General features: G+C 74.9%; 14 protein-coding genes. 5 read left to right on the forward strand and 9 right to left on the reverse strand.

The window, feature by feature from the left end; genetic code table 11:
* Nucleotides 1-21: 21 nt before the first annotated feature.
* Nucleotides 22-594 (reverse strand): MarR family winged helix-turn-helix transcriptional regulator, encoded by a 573-nt coding sequence (locus FKD65_RS34610; RefSeq protein ID WP_141582765.1) that lies wholly within the window; start codon nucleotides 592-594, stop codon nucleotides 22-24.
* 220 nt (nucleotides 595-814) lie between these two features.
* On the opposite strand from FKD65_RS34610, the gene FKD65_RS34615 reads away from it, so the two are divergent.
* Nucleotides 815-1,435 (forward strand): hypothetical protein, encoded by a 621-nt coding sequence (locus FKD65_RS34615; protein ID WP_141582768.1) that lies wholly within the window; start codon nucleotides 815-817, stop codon nucleotides 1,433-1,435.
* Nucleotides 1,436-1,464: 29 nt separating this feature from the next.
* Here FKD65_RS34615 and FKD65_RS34620 read toward each other — a convergent pair whose 3' ends face one another.
* Nucleotides 1,465-2,388 (reverse strand): hypothetical protein, encoded by a 924-nt coding sequence (locus FKD65_RS34620; protein WP_141582771.1) that lies wholly within the window; start codon nucleotides 2,386-2,388, stop codon nucleotides 1,465-1,467.
* A 182-nt stretch (nucleotides 2,389-2,570) separates the two neighbouring features.
* On the opposite strand from FKD65_RS34620, the gene FKD65_RS34625 reads away from it, so the two are divergent.
* Nucleotides 2,571-3,632: an alpha/beta hydrolase gene (locus FKD65_RS34625; RefSeq protein WP_141582773.1), complete on the forward strand. Its 1,062-nt coding sequence runs from the start codon at nucleotides 2,571-2,573 to the stop codon at nucleotides 3,630-3,632.
* On the opposite strand, the gene FKD65_RS34630 is transcribed toward FKD65_RS34625, so the two are convergent.
* Together FKD65_RS34630 and FKD65_RS34635 are read right to left on the reverse strand one after the other, a co-directional pair.
* Nucleotides 3,629-5,056, reverse strand: coding sequence for an aldehyde dehydrogenase family protein (locus FKD65_RS34630; RefSeq protein WP_141582784.1), 1,428 nt, complete (start codon nucleotides 5,054-5,056; stop codon nucleotides 3,629-3,631). The genes FKD65_RS34625 and FKD65_RS34630 overlap by 4 nt on opposite strands.
* A gap of 5 nt (nucleotides 5,057-5,061) precedes the next feature.
* A complete protein-coding gene (locus FKD65_RS34635) occupies nucleotides 5,062-6,540 on the reverse strand; it encodes a PucR family transcriptional regulator (protein WP_141582786.1) in 1,479 nt (492 codons plus the stop codon).
* Nucleotides 6,541-6,658: 118 nt separating this feature from the next.
* On the opposite strand from FKD65_RS34635, the gene gabT reads away from it, so the two are divergent.
* Nucleotides 6,659-7,993: a 4-aminobutyrate--2-oxoglutarate transaminase gene (gabT, locus tag FKD65_RS34640; protein ID WP_141587267.1), complete on the forward strand. Its 1,335-nt coding sequence runs from the start codon at nucleotides 6,659-6,661 to the stop codon at nucleotides 7,991-7,993.
* Nucleotides 7,994-8,050: 57 nt separating this feature from the next.
* On the opposite strand, the gene FKD65_RS34645 is transcribed toward gabT, so the two are convergent.
* Complete coding sequence (locus FKD65_RS34645) at nucleotides 8,051-9,040, reverse strand: LLM class flavin-dependent oxidoreductase (RefSeq protein ID WP_141582788.1); 990 nt, start codon at nucleotides 9,038-9,040, stop codon at nucleotides 8,051-8,053.
* 37 nt (nucleotides 9,041-9,077) lie between these two features.
* The gene (locus tag FKD65_RS34650; RefSeq protein ID WP_141582790.1) at nucleotides 9,078-9,386 is read right to left on the reverse strand and encodes a hypothetical protein; all 309 of its coding nucleotides are present in this window, start codon (nucleotides 9,384-9,386) and stop codon (nucleotides 9,078-9,080) included.
* 131 nt (nucleotides 9,387-9,517) lie between these two features.
* Between FKD65_RS34650 and FKD65_RS34655 the strand changes: the two genes are divergently transcribed.
* Nucleotides 9,518-10,738, forward strand: a complete 1,221-nt coding sequence (locus FKD65_RS34655; RefSeq protein ID WP_141582792.1) for an RNA-guided endonuclease TnpB family protein — start codon at nucleotides 9,518-9,520, stop codon at nucleotides 10,736-10,738.
* Between the two features lie 101 nt (nucleotides 10,739-10,839).
* Here FKD65_RS34655 and FKD65_RS34660 read toward each other — a convergent pair whose 3' ends face one another.
* Nucleotides 10,840-12,345 carry an ExeM/NucH family extracellular endonuclease gene (locus FKD65_RS34660; protein ID WP_240809749.1) on the reverse strand — a complete coding sequence of 502 codons (1,506 nt, stop codon included), beginning with the start codon at nucleotides 12,343-12,345 and terminating at the stop codon, nucleotides 10,840-10,842.
* A 234-nt stretch (nucleotides 12,346-12,579) separates the two neighbouring features.
* The gene (locus FKD65_RS34665; RefSeq protein WP_141582796.1) at nucleotides 12,580-13,440 is read right to left on the reverse strand and encodes an NAD(P)-dependent oxidoreductase; all 861 of its coding nucleotides are present in this window, start codon (nucleotides 13,438-13,440) and stop codon (nucleotides 12,580-12,582) included.
* A gap of 81 nt (nucleotides 13,441-13,521) precedes the next feature.
* Between FKD65_RS34665 and FKD65_RS34670 the strand changes: the two genes are divergently transcribed.
* A complete protein-coding gene (locus tag FKD65_RS34670) occupies nucleotides 13,522-16,497 on the forward strand; it encodes a BTAD domain-containing putative transcriptional regulator (protein WP_141582798.1) in 2,976 nt (991 codons plus the stop codon).
* On the opposite strand, the gene FKD65_RS34675 is transcribed toward FKD65_RS34670, so the two are convergent.
* The gene (locus FKD65_RS34675) at nucleotides 16,494-17,684 is read right to left on the reverse strand and encodes an MFS transporter (protein WP_141582800.1); all 1,191 of its coding nucleotides are present in this window, start codon (nucleotides 17,682-17,684) and stop codon (nucleotides 16,494-16,496) included. The two genes, FKD65_RS34670 and FKD65_RS34675, sit on opposite strands and share 4 nt — an antisense overlap.
* Between the last annotated feature and the right edge of the window lie 2 nt (nucleotides 17,685-17,686).

Raw genomic sequence — 17,686 nt, forward strand, 5'->3', positions numbered from 1 at the left:
CGGGAGGCGACGGGCAGGGGGTCAGCCGCGCGAGCGGCGGCCCGAGCGCCGGGGCGGCGGCGGCGACTGCTCCCGCAGCGCGGCCCGCCGCTCGTCGCCCTTCTCGTCCAGGTGCTCGACCACCGACCGCAGCGTCTCGGCGAGCGCGCGGTTCTCCTCGCCGCTCAGCCGCTCCACCACGAACGCCTCCTCGGCGTTGAACGCCGGGAACAGCTTGCGCATCAGCTCCCGTCCCTCGCCGGTCAGCCGCAGCAGGACCAGGCGCCCGTCCGTCGCGTGCGAGCCGCGCTCGACCAGGCCGCGCCCCTCCAGCGTCTTCACGACACCGGTGAGCGTGCCCTTGGAGATGCCGGCCTCCTCGGCCACGTGGCGCGTCTCCATCTCGTCCCAGATCCACACCACCCACAGGACGACGAACGACGTCCAGGTCAGCTCGGCGCCGCGCAGGACCGAACTCTCGAAGTGCTGCCGGACCGCCGCGGCGGCGCGGTAGATGGTGGACACCGCCATCATCGCGTCGTGCCGCAGTGGCACGTCGCCGAGGCGGCGCTGGACGGCCTGCTCGGTCTCTTGCAGGGTGTGGTGCCCCGTCACGTGCGTTTCCTCCTGTAGGGCGCGGCGCGGACTCTCTTGCGGACCGAAGGTGAATCTACTCTTCTCCGCGGTCGTTTCGTGGCGTTCCGTGTTCATTCGGGATCAAACGACCGATTGGGTGGCGCTCGTCTCGGGGTCGCATGGCGATCCCCCGTGCGGGGGAGGCGTCTGGCGCCCGCGGGTGATCAGCGCCGGAGCGGCACCTGCGACGGTGAGGAGCATGACCCTTGTGAGCGCGCCATCGGCTCCGTTCGCACGGCTCCGCGCGGGCTGGAACGCCGCGCACGAGCCGGTCGCGGGCGTCCCGCGCTGGGCGCGGATCGCGGCGCTGGCCGTCCCGTTGACCGTCCTGCCGTCCGGATTGTGGCGGATCGCCGCCTTCACCTTCCATCTGCCCATCCTCAGCGGCGGCGCCCTCGACGCGGGGGAGGGGTCAGACGGCCTTCCCAGCTGGTTGCCGGGCGAGGTGTACGTGGTGCTGCTGTCGGCCCTGTCCGAGGTGGCGGCGTTCACCGCGATCGGCCTGATCGCCGCCTGGGGCGAGGTGTTCCCGCGATGGATCCCGGGCCTGCGGGGCCGGCGCGTGCCGATCCCGGCCGCCGTCATCCCGGGCCTGGTGGGCGCCGCGATCCTGACCCCGATGTGGACGGTCGTCGTCGTGAACTGCCTGGTCTTCCAGGAGACCATCCAGGGGCGCCCGCTGCCGGAGGGCTTCCCCATCCACTTCCACGACTGGCAGGGCGTGCTCGGTGCCGTCGCCTACGCGCCGCTAGTGGCGTGGGGCCCGCTGCTCGCCGCGGTGACCATCGCCTACTACCGCCGCCGAACCCACACCTCCTGACCCGCCCGGCCCTGCCCCTCGCTCGCCGATCAGGCGTAGGGGTCGGGGGACGCCAGGGCGAGGACGCGGAGGCCGTCGAGGGTGACGTCGGTGTAGTCGGCGGGCAGTTCGATGCCGAGCGTCCGGAAGACGCCGCGGATCTCCTCGGGGCTCGGCTCGCGGCTGAGCTGCGTGCTGCGCAGCGCGTGCAGTGGCAGCCGCCTGGCCTGTTGGAAGCTGACGTGCAGCTCCGTCTCCCAGGACAGGTACGTCGGCGTGCCGCTGTTGATCACCAGGGCGGGGAAGTCGGGGCCCCGCTGGGTGAAGATGAGGCAGCTCGTCGACAGCTCGTAGCGCAGCAGCGAGTAGGCCGACGAGAGCCGGACGTCGATGTCGAGCAGCTCGTAGCGCTGCTGGTGCCAGGCCGCCGCGAGGATCGTCGCGAACAGCTCCAGGCGGGTCTCCTCCACCGTCCACGCCTGCTCGGGGCTGTCGGAGTCGGTCGCGAGCCGCTGGTGCAGCCGGACGTACTCGCGGCACAGATCCGCGTCCATGGGGTCGAGGATCTCCAGCCGGAAGTCCAGCCTGCGCCGCAGCGGCCTGGCCGCCGACACGCACTCGGGCAGCGTGACCGCGCGGATGTAGGCGCCCGTCCCGCCCCGGAAGACCCAACGGTCGGTGGTGCGGCGCGCCTCGGTCAGCACCCGGTTGCACTCGGTCCCGCTGATGACGCGCACGTCGAGCTGCTTCTGCAGCGCCTCCACCGACTTCTGCACCTCGATGCCCCGGTTGTCGCTGCGGGCGCGGTCGCGCAGGAGCACGATGGAGACCACGGCCAGCGTCGCCATGGTCGCGCTCTGCACGACCTTGGTCGAGGCGATTCCGGCGATGTCCAGGCCGAGGATGATGAACGCCAGGACGAACGCGACGGCGACGTCGACATAGGCCGTCAGCATCTTCCAGATCCGCTGCATCCACCGCTCCAGTCACGCACCGCCACAGGGCCGCGACGATCCTAGCCATTCGCGCCCCGATCGCCAGAGCCCTTTGCGCGCCTGGCTTCCGGCGGCTCCGCCAGGGCGCGCGCCCCACCGGGACGGGGGCTGGGCCCCGGGGGCTACTGGGGAGTACGGTGTGCGGGACCGAGGAGGGCCGTATGTCGTCTTTGACCGAGAAGGTGCCGCCGGGAGTGACGGGGGCCGTGCTCCGCGCGGTGTTCGCGCTGCCGGAGCCGGTGAAGCGGGTCATCGCCGGGGCGCCCGTGCGCAGGGACGGGCAGCTGCTGGCGCTGGACGCGCAGCTGCTGCTGACGATGATGCGGCTGGAGGGCGAGCGGAGGCTGGCCGGAGCCACGGTCGAGGAGGCGCGGCGGGGGATCGCCCGGGGGCAGGCGTACCTGCCCGGGGTCCCGGTGCGGCCGGTCGGCACCCGGAAGGTGGACGCGGGCGGCGTGCCGGCGCGGCTCTACACGCCGAAGGGCCTCGCGGAGGGCTCGCCGCTGCTCGTCTTCTACCACGGCGGCGGCTGGGTCATCGGGGACCTCGACACGCACGACACGGTGTGCCGCTACCTCGCCGTGCACGCGGAGGTGCGGGTGCTCTCGGTGGACTACCGGCTCGCGCCCGAGCACCCGTACCCGGCGGCGACCGAGGACGCGCTCGCGGCCTACGAGTACGCGGTGGCCCGCGCCGGGGACCTCGGCGCCGATCCGGGGGCGCTCGCCGTCGGCGGCGACAGCGCCGGCGGCAACCTCGCGGCGGTCGTGGCGGTGCTGGCGCCGCGCAGGCCGGACTTCGCGCTGCTGTACTACCCCGCGACCGACATGTCCGAGCGGCGGCGGTCGCGGGAGCTGTTCGCGGACGGGTTCTACCTGACCGACGACGACATGACGTGGTTCAGCGACCACTACTGCCCGCCGGAGCGGCGCGCCGAGACGGCGGCCTCGCCGCTGCTGGCCGGCGACCTCGCCGGCTTCCCGCCCACCTACCTCGTCACCGCCGGGTTCGACCCGCTGCGGGACGAGGGGGAGGCGTTCGCGGCGCGGCTGCGGGAGGCCGGCGTGCCGGTCGCGCTGAGGCGGCAGGAGGACCTCATCCACGGGTTCGCGAACATGTGGTCCCTGGGCGGCCGGTTCCAGGAGGCGGCGTCCGAGGCGGCCGGGGCCCTGCGCACCGGCCTGTACGCGGGGCCCCGGCTCCGGGAGGACGGCCGCGGCTAGAGCGGCAGCCCCGTGAGGATCATGACCTTCTCCTCGGTGTAGTCGGCGATCGCCGACCGCAGCCCCTCGCGGCCCACGCCGGAGTCCTTCACGCCGCCGTAGGGCATCTGGTCGGCGCGGTAGGACGGGACGTCGCCGATGACGACGCCGCCCACGTCCAGCTCGCGGTGGGCGCGGAACGCGATGTCCAGGTTCCGGGTGAAGACGCCCGCCTGGAGGCCGAACTTGGAGTCGTTGACGAGCGCGAACGCCTCGTCGACGCCGTCCACGGGCTGGACGAACATGACCGGCCCGAAGACCTCCTCGCGGGCGATCCTGGAGTCCGCCGGGACGTCGGCGAGGACGGTCGGCGCGTAGGCGGCGCCCTCGCGGGTGCCGCCGGTGAGGACCTTCGCGCCCCCGGCGACGGCCTCGTCCACCCAGGCCTCCACGCGCTCGGCGGCCTCCTCGTTGACGAGCGGGCCGACCTGCGTCTTGTCGTCCCACGGGTCGCCGGTGACGAGGGAGGAGACCGTGTCGACCAGCTTCGGCAGGAACTCGTCGAGGACGGACCGGTCGACGTACACGCGCTGGACGGCGATGCAGCTCTGCCCCGCCTGGTAGTTGGAGAACAGCCCGATCCGCTTGGCGGCCCAGTCGAGGTCGGCGTCCGGCAGCACCACCGCGGCGCCGTTGCCGCCGAGTTCGAGGGTGACGTGCTTGCGCGGCGCCCGGTCGTTGATCGCCCAGCCGACGGGCACGGACCCGGTGAACGACACGATCGGCAGCCGCGGGTCGTCGACCAGGGCGGAGGCCCGGTCGTTGGGCACCGGGAGGATCGAGAACATCCCGGCGGGCAGGTCGGTCTCGGCGAGCAGCTCGCCGAGCAGCAGCGCCGACAGCGGCGTGGCGGGGGCGGGCTTGAGGACGATCGGCGCGCCGGCGGCGATCGCCGGCGCGATCTTGTGGGCGGCGAGGTTCAGCGGGAAGTTGAAGGGAGAGATGCCCAGCACCGGGCCCTTCGGCACCCGCGTGACGTAGGCGAGCCGGCCCTCGGCGGCCGGGTCGGTGTCGAGCCGCTGCGTCGTCGCGGCGATGCGGCGGGCCTCCTCGCCGGCGAACCGGAACGTGGAGATCGCGCGGGCCACCTCGCCGCGCGCCCACAGCAGCGGCTTGCCGTTCTCCCCGGTGATCAGCCGGGCGACCTCCTCGGCGCGCTCGGCGAGCCGCGCGGACACGTGCGCGAGCGCCTCGGCCCGCACGTGCAGCGGCAGCGCCGCGGCCTCCCGGCGGACCGCGTCGGCCGCGGCTACCGCCTCCTCCACCTGCGCGGGCGTCGGCACGGCCGCCGTTCCGACCACGCGGCCGTCGTAGGGATGCGTAACGGTCAGCTCACCGTCACCGGTCTCGGGCCGGCCGGCCAGCCAGAATGGGGTCACGTTCATGCTTTTCACGGTAGCCACGGCGGGGCCGATTGGGAGTCGCCATCCTGTCCAATCCCGTCCGGCGCGTTGGACGTGATGGCGAGCGCGATCCACAGCTCGGCGCGGGCGGCCGGATCGTCCGGGTCGCGCCCGAGGAGTTCGGCCGCCTTACGCATCCGCGACCGGAGCGTGTGCCGGTGGACGCCGAGCGCCCGCGCCGCCGCCTCCCCCTGCCCGTTGGCCGCGACGTAGGCCCGGACGGTCTCGACCAGGCCCTCGTCCCGCAGGGGGGCGAGGAGCGCGTCGGCGAAGGCGCGGGCGGCGCCGGGGTCCATCAGGCCGAGCACGCCCTGCCCGGGGAGCCGGGAGTAGTGCAGGACGTCCCGGCCCGCCCGCGCGGCCGCCGCGAGCGCCTCCTCGGCCTGCCGCAGCGCGGGGCGCAGGTCGCCGGAGGCGGGGTCGCTGACGCCGATCGGCCCGCTTCCCGCGAGGAGCCGCTCGACCGTCCCGAGCGCCCCGTCCGGCACGATCACGGCGACGTGCCCGCCGAGCGGCAGCGCCGGGCACCGCGCCCCGGCGGCGTCGGACTCCAGCGCGTCCAGGACTGCGCGGCCCCCCGCGCAGGCCAGCACCCGGACGGGCCCGCGCGGGATCGCCGGCCCCTCGCCCGGACGCCCGAGCAGCAGCGCCGCCAGCGAGGCCCGGAGCTCGCGCTCGGTGCGCGGCGTCTCGGACTGGAGCGTCAGCAGGGCCACGGCGGCGCCCACGATCGTGTGCGCGGTGGGCGGCAGGGGCGCGTCGGCGCCCACCGCGAGGAAGCCGCGCGGCCGCCCGCCGAGCCCGATGCGCTGCACGACGATGTGGCCGTCGGGAACGGCCAGCGCCACGCTCGCGGCCGGGCTCCCCCGTTTCGGACGGTGCCGCAGCCGGGCCAGCTCGGGCGCGAGGACCTCGGCGCGGTCGCGGGCGCCGCCCGGTTCGGCGTGCCGGGCCTCGCCGGAGGCGTCCAGCAGCAGCGCCCACCCGCCGAGCAGCCGGGCCAGCCGGGCGACCAGCGCGCCGGGGCCGGTGAGCGCGGCGCGGGTCAGCTCGCGCTGGGCCTGGAACGCGCGGGTCACGTCCTCGTACCACTCGGCGGCGAGCACTCGCGAGACCGCCTTGCCGATCGCGATGAACGGCGTCGGGCGCGGCACCTCCAGCAGCACGAGCCCCTGGCCGCGCGCCGCGGCCAGCAGTTCGGGCGGGACGGACTCGTGGATGACGCCGACAGCGAAGCCGAGCCCGGCGACGCCCCGCGCGACCAGCCGGGACACATAGCCCTCGGCGTTCGCGGGGGTGAGCCGCATGCCCGTGGTCAGGACCAGCTCGCCGCCCTCCAGGAACGGGGTCGGGTCCTCCAGTTCGCTGACGGCGACCCAGACGACGGGCGTCGCCGGGAGCGGCCCGGTGAGCGACCGCAGGCCGAGCTGCGGGAGGGCCGCTACGGCGGCCAGCGTGGGCGGCATGTCAATCCCTGTGCAAAGTGTCTACCTCGCCGGACGGATTTCGCCGTCCCGTACTGTTCATCGTAGGCGCCGCCCGGCTTACGTTCAGTTCATGACCAGCCAGGACAGCACCCCCGGCGTGAGCGGTTCCCGCCTGCCGCAGGAACGCCGCGTCGTGACCGAGATCCCCGGCCCGCGCTCCCGCGCGCTGCACGCCCGGCGCCTCGCGGCGGTGCCGCCCGGTGTCGGCAGCGTCCTGCCGGTGTACGTGACGGACGCGGACGGCGGCGTGGTCGTCGACGCCGACGGCAACTCCCTGATCGACTTCGGCTCCGGCATCGCCGTCACGAACGTCGGCAACGCCAACCCCCGCGTCGCGGCGGCGGTGAAGGCGCAGGCCGACCGGTTCACCCACACCTGCTTCATGGTCGCGCCGTACGAGTCGTACGTCGCGGTGTGCGAGAACCTCAACCGGATCACGCCCGGCGACCACGAGAAGCGCTCCCTGCTGGTCAACAGCGGTGCCGAGGCGGTGGAGAACGCCGTCAAGATCGCCCGGTACGCGACCGGGCGGCAGGCGGTCGTGGCCTTCGACCACGGCTACCACGGCCGGACGCTGCTGACGATGACGCTGACCGCGAAGAACATGCCCTACAAGCAGGGGTTCGGCCCGTACGCGCCCGAGGTCTACCGGATGCCTCTGGCCTACCCCTACCGCTGGCCCACCGGTCCGGACAACTGCGGACCCGAGGCCGCCGCGCAGGCGATCGACCAGATCACCAAGCAGATCGGCGCGACGAACGTCGCGGCGCTGCTGATCGAGCCGATCCAGGGCGAGGGCGGGTTCATCGAGCCCGCGCCCGGGTTCCTGCCCGCGCTCGCCGAGTTCTGCCGCGCGAACGGGATCCTGTTCGTCGCCGACGAGGTGCAGACGGGCTTCGCGCGGACCGGCGACCTGTTCGCCTGCGAGCACGAGGGGATCGTCCCCGACCTCGTCGCGACGGCCAAGGGCATCGCCGGCGGGCTGCCGCTGGCCGCCGTCACCGGGCGCGCCGACATCATGGACAAGGTCCACGGCGGCGGGCTCGGCGGCACCTACGGCGGCAACCCGCTCGCCTGCGAGGCGGCCCTCGCCGTCCTGGAGGAGATCGAGGACGGCAAGCTCACCCAGCGCGCCCGCCGGATCGGGGAGGTCATGCTGCCCCGGCTGCGCGACCTCGCCGAGCGGCACCCGGCGATCGGGGACGTCCGCGGGCGCGGCGCGATGATCGCCATCGAGCTGGTGCGGGAGGGGACGAAGGAGCCCGACCCCGAGCTGACCGCGAGGCTCGCCCGCCGCTGCCACGAGAACGGGCTGCTCGTCCTGACGACCGGGACCTACGGGAACGTGATGCGCTTCCTGCCCCCGCTCGTCATCTCCGAGGACCTGCTGACCGAGGGACTGGACGTCCTGGAGGCGGCCTTCGCGGAATGACCCGCGCCGGCCTCCGCCCGGAGGCACCGCCGGACCGGGGACGGTCGGGGGCCCGCGTCACGCGGCGGTGAGGCTCTCCGGGTAGAGGCCGGCGAGGATGTCGTAGGAGCGCAGCCGGTCGGCGTGGTCGAAGACCTGCGTCGTCACCATGACCTCGTCCACGCCCGTCCGGCCGACCAGCTCGTCGAGCTGCTTGCGGACGGCGTCGGGGCCGCCCACCACCTGGTCGGCCAGCCGCGCGTCGATCATCTGTCGCTCCAGCGGCGTGTACGGGTAGGCCGCCGCCTCCTCCGGCGTCGGCAGCAGCCCGGGCCGCCCCTGCCGCAGCCGCAGGAACGACAGCGCCTGGGGCGCGGCCAGCTCGCGCGCCCGCTCGTCGTCCCCGGCGGCCGTCACCGAGACCCCGATCATCGAGTACGGCTCGTCCAGCGCCCCCGGGCGGAACGACTGCCGGTACAACTCCAGCGCGGGAACGGTGTTCTCGGCGCTGAAGTGGTGCGCGAACGCGAACGGCAGGCCGAGGAGCCCGGCGAGCCGCGCGCTGTACCCGCTGGACCCGAGCAGCCACACCGGCGGCTCGTTCCCCGCGGCCGGGGTCACCTTGCTGTCGGCGGCGAAATAGCCCCGCAGCTCCACGACCTGCTCGGGGAAGTCGTCGACCGACAGCGCGTCCGGGGACCGGCGCAGCGCCCGCGCGGTCGCCTGGTCGGTGCCGGGCGCGCGGCCGAGGCCGAGGTCGATGCGTCCCGGGTGGAGCGCCTCCAGCGTCCCGAACTGCTCGGCGACGACCATCGGCGCGTGGTTCGGCAGCATGACCCCGCCCGACCCGACCCGCATCCGGGAGGTCGCGGCCGCGACCTGCCCGATCAGCACGGCGGTCGCCGAACTGGCGATGCCCGGCATGGCGTGGTGCTCGGCGAGCCAGTAGCGGTGGAAGCCGAGCCGCTCGGTGTGCCGGGCCAGGTCGAGCGTGTTGCGCAGGGCCTGGCCCGAGGTGGAGCCGGTGACGACGGGGGCGAGATCGAGGACGGAGAAGCGCACGGTCATACCGTGGGCAACCCGCCCCGGGCCGGTCCTCTTCCCGCTACCCCTTCAGCGCCGCGACGGCCACGCCCGCGGCGACCGCGACGAGGACGGGGACCGTGATGCTGAGCCACGACCAGTTCACCAGCGCGCGGGCACGCGCGGGATCCTCCCCGAACCGGGTCTCGGCCCGGGTGTACAGCAGGGCGGCCACCACGACCAGCGGCAGGAAGGCGAACGTCGTGAGCAGGCCGAGGACGAAGGCGAGGACCTGCCCGAACCGGGTGTAGGTCCCGTCCGGCCCGATGCCGAGCGCGAGGCGGGGAGCGGACGCCGAGGCGGGCACGGCACCGGACACGGCTTCGGTCATGTGTGTTCCTCCGTGTATGCCCCGGCCTTTGGGCCGGGGAGGAAACGGGCTTTTGTGGCGTGGATCGGGGGAGCCGGGGTGTTTCGGCGTCCGCTGGGTCGGCTCGCGTCGAGGCTGTTAGAACGTGGGGTATGGCGCGGCAGGTCAGGCGGGCGTTCAAGTACCGCTTTTACCCCACCGAGAAGCAGGCGGCTGAGTTGTCGCGCACGTTCGGCTGCGTGCGGCTGGTGTACAACAGGGCGCTGGAGGAGCGCACCCGGGCCTGGCGGAGGGAGCGGCGCCGCATCTCCTACACGCAGTCGTCGGCAGCGCTGACGCGGTGGAAGCAGACCCCTGAACTGGCCTTCCTGGCCGAGGTCTCGTGCGTCCCGCTCCAGCAGGCGCTGCGGCATCTGCAGGCAGCGTTCTCCAACTTCCTCGCCAAGCGCGCTGCCTATCCGCGGTTCAAGTCGCGCAAGCGGTCGCGTTGCTCGGCCGAGTACACCCGCAGCGCTTTCACCTGGCGCGATGGGCGTCTCACGCTGGCCAAGATGGCCGAGCCCCTCGACGTCCGCTGGTCGCGCCGGTTGCCTGAGGGCGCGGAGCCGAGCACAGTGACGGTGTCGCGAGACAGTGCGGGCCGCTGGTTCGTGTCCCTGCTGTGCCAGGACACGATCGCGGCGGCTCCGGCCACGAACGCGGTGGTCGGGCTGGACGCCGGGATCACGTCGCTGGTGGTCCTGTCCACCGGGGAGAAGGTCGCCAATCCCCGGCATGAGCGCCGTGACCGCGCGCGCCTGGCCAGAGCGCAGCGGGAGCTGTCGCGCAAGGCGCCGGGTTCGGCGAACCGCGATAAGACCCGCCGCAGGGCGGCCCGGGTGCATGCGCGGATCGCCGACCGGCGCCGAGACTTCCTGCACAAGCTGTCGACTCGCCTCGTCCGTGAGAACCAAACGGTCGTGATCGAGGACCTCACCGTCGGCCACATGCTCAAGAACCGCAAGCTCGCGCGCGCCATCTCCGATGCGGCGTGGCGGGAACTGCGCTCGATGCTGGAGTACAAGTGCGCCTGGTATGGGCGCGACCTGGTCGTGGTCGACCGCTGGTTCCCCTCCTCCAAGCTGTGCGGAACCTGCGGCGCGGTCCGCGAAAGGCTGCCGCTGGACGTCCGCGAGTGGACGTGCGGCTGCGGTGCGGTGCATGACCGCGACGTGAACGCGGCGCGCAACATCCTGGCCGCCGGGCTGGCGGTGACCGCCTGTGGAGACGGTGTAAGACCTCAACGGGACACCTCCCGGACGGGGCGGTCGTCGGCGAAGCAGGAACCCCAGCGGGCGACCGCTGGAATCCTCTGCCTTCAGGCGGAGGAGTGAGTCAAGAGCGCACCGATCTCTAATGTGACCTGGATCATACGCTCGGGGGCCGTGGCGCGCGAGGGGCCGGCCGCCGCTTGTGCGGCGGCCGGCCCCGGGGCTCAGCGGAGGTCGAGGCCGAGCAGGACGGGGTCGTGGTCGGACGAGCGGAACGCGTCCGGCCGGTAGAACGCGGGCGGGTTGTACTCGGTGTTGTAGTCGAGGAACACCGGCTCGTCACTGTTGATGTGCCAGATCGTCGCGCCCGTCACGCGGCGCGACAGCGCCCTGCCCGCGAGCGCGTGGTCCAGCTCGCCCGACTGCCCGTCGAACACGTAGCTGTAGCGCTGGGACGGCGGGACGAACCGCTGCGTCTGCCCGACGAGCCCGGCGGCGGTGAGCGTCTTCACCGGGTCCTCGGCGGTGTAGGCGTTGAGGTCGCCGACCACGAGGGGGTTCGGCACGCCGGCGGCGAGCGCGGCGACCGCCCTGGCCTGGGAGACGCGGCGGGCGTTGTAGCAGCCCTGGCCGTCGCCCTGGTCCTGGTCGGGGCCGGTGGCGTCGCCGCAGCCCTTCGACTTGAAGTGGTTGACGATCATGGTGAAGGCCGTGCCGCCCCTGCGGGGGCGGAACGTCTGCACCAGCGGCGGGCGGTCGAACACCGGGTCCTGCGACGAGCGCGCCTCGCCGACCGGCGTGACCTCGGACGGCCGGTAGATGAGCGCGACGTGGATCTCGTCAGTCCCCGGGTAGGGGTGCCGGACCCACGCGTACGTCCCGGCGCCCGCCGCCTGGTTCAGCCGGTCGACGATGGTCCCGACGGCGGTGTCGCCGTTGTTCTCGACCTCCATCAGCCCGACGACGTCGGCGTCGAGGCCCCGCAGCGCCGCGGTCAGCTTCGTGAGCTGCCGCTCCTGCTCCTCGGCCGTGTCGGCACCGCGCTTGTCGAGCGTCGTGAACCAGTTCAGCGTGTTGAAGCTGGCGACGCGCACGTCACCCCCGACGTTCCGCGGCCGCTTGGGCCTCGGGTTCTCGTTGTCGAAGCGCGCCGGCCTGGTCGGCTGGAGGGCGTAGTCGCCGAACTGGTAGGTGAGCACGCCGGTCAGCCCGGTGGTGGCGTCCCCGATCCGCACGACGCGGGGGTCGGTGTAGGGGATCGTCGCCGGGTTCTGCACGTTCGAACCGTCGTCGACGAGGAGCCGCCGCGCGTCGTTGCCCGCCTGGGTGGAGCCGTGCCCGTCGGTCGGCTGGAAGAGCCGGCCGCCGGCGGACACGGTGATCTGCCCGTACCGTCCGAGCTGGTAGGTCTCGGTGGTGGTGAGCCGCTGGCCGAACCGCAGCAGCACGCCCTCGTACCGCTCCATGCCGGCGCCGCCCTTGAGCGGCAGCCGGACCGCCGCGGGCGCGACCCTGCCCGTGCCGCACACGTCCACCGCCGAGACCGGCGACAGCTCGGTGAGCCCGTTGTACTCGACGGCCTTGCCGGTGACCAGGACCCTGTCGCCGACCGCGACCTCCGTGGTCGAGTAGACGAACACCCCGTCGGAGGTCGCCGGGTCGGAGTCGGGCGTCGGGTCCTGGACGAAGAAGCCCTTGAGCTGGTCGGAACGCTGGAAGTCCGCGGTCACGACGCCCTCGACCCGGACGGTCCGCCCGGCGAGAGGGGACGCGCTTCCGCTGCCCTGGACCTCGGCTATCCGGTGGTCGGCGGGGGTGCCGCAGGTGGACGCCGGCGGCGAGGCCGGCGGTCAGGACGGTCGCGAGTGCTGCTGCTGTTCGGCGCATGGCGGGAGCGTAGAGGGCCATCGCCGCTGATCAGCGAACCGTTAATGAAGACTCCACCAATTCGCAACGGACCCCCGCTACCCGGCGGGGCGCTCCAGCAGGGTGATCAGGCGGGCGAGGCCGTCCTCGCCGTGGCCCTCCGCCACCGCGCGGTCGAGCAGGGCCCGCAGCGGGAGCAGGTATCCGGGGTCCACGCCCTGGTCGCGGCTCGTCTCGATGAGGCCGGGGAAGGCGACCTGGCTGGTCGCGATGCTCGAGACGCTGGTGGCGAAGTCGCCCGCCTCTACGGCGCGGGCCTGCTGGGGGAGCGTGCCCATCATCGCGGTCAGCCACGCGGTGGCCATCGGGGCGAACTCCGTGGCCGCGACCTTCTCCGACCGGACGAGCGCGAGGGCGTGCTGGAAGCCGGCGATCATCCCGTACATGGCGTCGAGCAGGGCCAGCTCGACCAGCGGCGCGAGCCCGGGGTCGGAGCCGAGGAAGCGCGCGCCGCCGAGCGCCGCGAGCGTCTCGCGGTGCTCCTCGAACGCCTCCTCGTCGCCGCTGTAGAGGATCAGTGCCTCCGGCCGCCCGATCATCGGCGGGACGGCCATGATCCCGCCGTCCACGTACCGGGCGCCGAGCCCGGCGACGTGCCCGGCCATGGCGCGGGCCTGCCGGGGCGTCCCGTTGGTGAGCTGGACGATCGTGCGCCCCGCGGCCGCGCCGCCGAGGACCTCCTCGGCGTTGGCGTACACGGACAGGCACACGATCACCAGCGGGCTCGCCGAGACCGCGGCCTCGGCGCTCTCGGCCTCCACCGCGCCCTTGGCCACGAGCGGCTCGGCCTTGCCGCGCGAGCGGTTCCAGACGGTCACCGTCCGCCCGTCCTTCAGCAGCGCCTCGGCGAGCGCGCTGCCCATCAGCCCCAGTCCGAGCACGGTCACGGAAGTCGTCATATCGGTTTCCTTTCGTTCACAGGGCTTCAGCCTGCGTCGGGAGGGTTCGGGAAACGTTCGGGCCGCACTACGGTGGAACGCATGCGCTTCGGGGTCCTCGGTCCGCTGGAGGTGCGGACCGAGGGCGGCCGCCTCGTCCCGGTCCCGGACCGCAAGGTGCGGGCGCTGCTGGCCGATCTCCTCGCGCACGCCGGGCGCGCCGTCCCGGCCGACCGCCTCATCGACGACCTGTGGGGCGACGCGCTGCCCGCCGATCCCGTCGCGACGCTGCGGGCCCGCGTCTCCCAGCTGCGCCGGACGCTGGAGGACGCCGAACCAGGCGCCCGCGCGCTGGTCGAGACCCGGCCGCCCGGCTACCGGCTGGCCGCCCGCACCGACGCGCTCGACTTCGCGGACCTCGCCGGGCTCGCGATGGACGAGCCCGGCCCGGCCGCCCGCGCCGCGCGGTTCGCCGAGGCGCTGGCACTCTGGCGCGGCCCCGCGTTCGCAGACTTCGCCGACGCGCCCTTCGCCGCCCCCGAGATCGCCCGCCTGGACGAACTGCGCCTCGCGGTCCTGGAGGGCCACGCCGAGGCCCGCCTCGGCCTCGGCGAGGACGCGGCACTGGCGGCCGAACTGCGCGCCCTGGTGGACGGCCACCCGTACCGGGAGCGGTTGCGCGCGGTCCACATGCGCGCCCTGTACCGCGCGGGACGTCCCGCGGAGGCCCTCGCCGCCTACGACGACCTGCGCGTCCGCCTGCGCGACGACCTGGGCCTCGACCCCTCGCCCGAGCTGGCGGCCCTGCACGCGTCGATGCTCCGCCGTGACCCGGAGGCGGGCGGGGCGCGGGGCAACCTGCCGGCCGACGCGTCCTCCCTCATCGGCCGGGACGCGGCCGTCCGGGAGCTGACCGCGCTGCTGGAGACGGCGCGGCTCGTCACGCTGCACGGGATGGGCGGCGTGGGCAAGACCCGGCTCGCGGTGGCGGTCGCGCGCGCCCTGCGCGACCGGGACGAGGCGTGGCTGGTGCGGCTGGACGAGGGGCTGGAGGCGGGCGCGTCGGCCGACGACGCGGCCTCGTTCGTCGCCGGTGTGCTCGGGCTGCGCGACGACGCGGGCACCGGCGGCGGGCCCGCCGCGCGGCTCGCCGGGGCGCTGGACGGCAGGCGGGCGCTGCTGGTCCTCGACAACTGCGAGCACGTGGCCGAACCGGTGGCGCGGCTGGCGGTGGCGCTGCTGCGGGACGTCGCGGACCTGCGGATCCTCGCCACGAGCCGGGAGCCGCTGGCGATCTCGGGGGAGCGGCTCTGGACCGTCCCGCCGCTGGACGCCGGGGCCGCCGCCGCGCTGCTCGCCGACCGGGCCGGCCTCGCGCCGGGCCCCCGGGACGCCGGCGCGGTCGCGGCGATCTGCGGGCGGCTCGACGGCGTCCCGCTGGCCCTGGAGCTGGCCGCGACGCGGGTACGGGCGCTCGGTCTCGCGGGCCTGGCCGAACGGCTGGACGACCGCTTCCGGCTGCTGTCGGCCGGTACCCGGGACGCCCCGCCCCGCCAGCGGACGCTCCGCGCACTGGTCGACTGGAGCTGGGAGCCCCTCGGCGAGCGCGAGCGGGCGGTGCTGCGGCGGCTGGCGGTCCACGCGGGCGGCTGCACCCTCGACGCGGCCGAGGCGGTCTGCGGCGCCGACGTCGAGACGCTCGCGGGCCTCGTCGACCGGTCGCTCGTCGTCGCGGGGGAGGGGCCGCGGTACCGGCTGCTGGAGACGGTCGCCGCGTACGGCGCCGAGCGGCTCCGGGAGGCGGGCGAGGAGGAGCGGGTGCGCCGCCGCCACGCCGAGTACTACATCCGCCTGGCCGAGCGCGCCGACCTGCGCGGTCCGGGCCGGCGCGACGCCCTGCGGGGCCTGCGCGCGGAGGCCGGCAACCTGCGGGCCGCCCTCGACGGCGCCGTCCGGGCCGGGGACGCCGGGCTCGCGCTGCGGCTGGTCAACGCTATGGGCTGGGCCTGGTTCCTGTGGGGCCGCGCGGCGGAGGCGCGCCGGGCGTTCGAGCGGGCGCTCGCCGTGCCGGGCGCGGCGGACCAGGCCTCCGCGGCCCGGGCGCGGACCTGGCACACCGGGTTCGCCATGCTCGACGGCGACGGCCGGGACCGCGACGAGCGCGTGCGCGCCGCCCTCACCGCCGACGGCGACCCGTGGGCGCAGTGGTTCCTCGGGTTCGTCCGGTCCGGGTTCGGGGACCTGGAGCCGATCGGCGGGCTCGCGGCCGGCGCGCTCGACGGGTTCCGCGCCCGCGGCGACACCTGGGGCGAGGCGGCCGCGCTCGCCCTGCGGGCCGGGCAGGCCCTGTCGGCCGGCGACCTCGCCCTGGCCCGGCGGGACGGCGAGCGGGCCCTGCGGCTGTTCCACGCCGCGGGCGACCGGTGGGGACGGCTCCAGGCCACCGAGACGCTCGGCCTGCTCGCGGAGGTGACGGGCGACTACGCTCGCGCGCGGGACCTCCACGAGAGCGGCCTGCGCGACGCCGAGGAGCTCGGCCTCGGGGCGGAGGCGTCCGGCCGGCTGACCCGCCTCGGCCGCATCGCGCTGCTCGAAGGCGACCTCGACGGAGCCGACGCGCTGCACGAGCGCGGCAGGCGGCTGGCCGTCCGCGAGTCGCACCGCCGGATGGAGCACTTCGCCGAGATCGGCCTCGCGCTCGCGGCGCGCAGGCGCGGGCGCCTGGACGAGGCCGAGGCGATCCTGCGCCGCTGGCTCGGCTGGTGCCGCGACATCGACGGCGCCCCCGGCCTCGCCTTCCTCCTGGCCGAACTGGGGTTCGTCGCCGAACTGCGCGGGGACGCGGGCCGGGCGCTCGACCTGCACACCGAGGGCCTGGCGGCGGCCCGCGCCACCGGGCACCCCCGCGCCGTCGCCCTCGCGAAGGAGGGCCTGGCCGGCGCGCTCTCCCTCGCGGGCCGCCGCGCGGAGGCGGCGCGGGCGCTGGCCGCCGCGTCGCGGGCCCGGGAGGACGCCGGCGCGCCGCTGCCCGAGGCGGAGCGCGCCGACGTCGACCGCATCGCCGCCCGCCTCCGCTAGGCGCGGCGGGAGAACGCCAGGGGGAGGGCCAGCAGGATCACGGCGGCCGTCAGGCCGAACGCCACCGGGTAGCCGGTCGCGGCGGCGGCGAGGCCGAACGCGGCGCCGCCGACGCCCATCCCCCCGTCGTAGCCGACGTTCCACAGCGCGCTGACCGTCCCGTAGCCGGACGCGGGCGCGCGCTCGAACATCATCGCCATGCTCGCGTTCTGCGTGACGCCGAAGCCGGCGCCGAACACCACCATGGCGGCGAGGACGGCGACCGTGTTCGGCACCAGGGCCAGCAGCGCGATCCCGGCCGCGGCGACGGCCACGGCGGGCATGAGCAGCCGTCCGGCGCCGTACCGGTCCCCGACACGTCCCGCCCACCAGCGCGAGAGCGTCGCCGCCGCGGGCTGGACGAACAGCGCCGCCGCCGCGATCCCCGCGGGGACGGCGTCGGGCAGGAAGGTGACCAGGATGCCCGCCGCCATCGCGGTCGAGGCGAAGGCGAGGGCCGGGCGCAGCAGCGCCGGCGAGCGCAGTCCCGCCGCGATGCCGAACGGCCGGTCGGGCGCGGGCGAGGAGGAGGCCGGGCCGGTGACCGTGCGCGGCAGGCCGGGCAGCGCGGCGAGCGCGGCCAGCGAGGCCACCGAGCCCGCCACGAACACCGGCGTGTAGCCGACCCGGCCCGCGAGCCAGACCCCGAGCGGCAGCGCGAGCAGCGACGGCACCCCGGCCACGACCCCGAACAGCCCGATCCCCTCGCCGCGCCGCTCCGCCGGGACGAGCGCCGCGAGCAGCGCGCCCGTGACCACCACCGCCACCGCGAAGCCGAGACCGCGCACCAGGCTCACCGCGGTGATCGTCGCCATGGACGAGGAGAACGGCAGCGCGAGCGAGGGCGCCCCGAGCAGCGCGATCCCCGCCGCGAGCACCCGCCGGTGCCCGAACCGGTCGAGCAGCCGGGGCAGTGAGAGCTCGGCGAGCACCGTGGTCAGCATCAGCGCGCCCGTCGTGGCCCCGGCGCCGACGCCCCCCGCGCCGCCCTCCACCGCGTACATCGGCACGACCGAGAACAGCAGGAAGAACCCCGTCAGCGTTCCGAAGGCGGCCGCGAACACCAGCGCCAGATGCCGCCCGACCAGCCGCGGCCGGGCGGCGCCGGCGGTGCCCGGATGCGGCAGCGTCTCCTGTGTCTCGCTCATGG

This window comes from Actinomadura sp. WMMA1423, from assembly GCF_006547145.1.
In the GTDB taxonomy this organism is placed as follows: domain Bacteria; phylum Actinomycetota; class Actinomycetes; order Streptosporangiales; family Streptosporangiaceae; genus Spirillospora.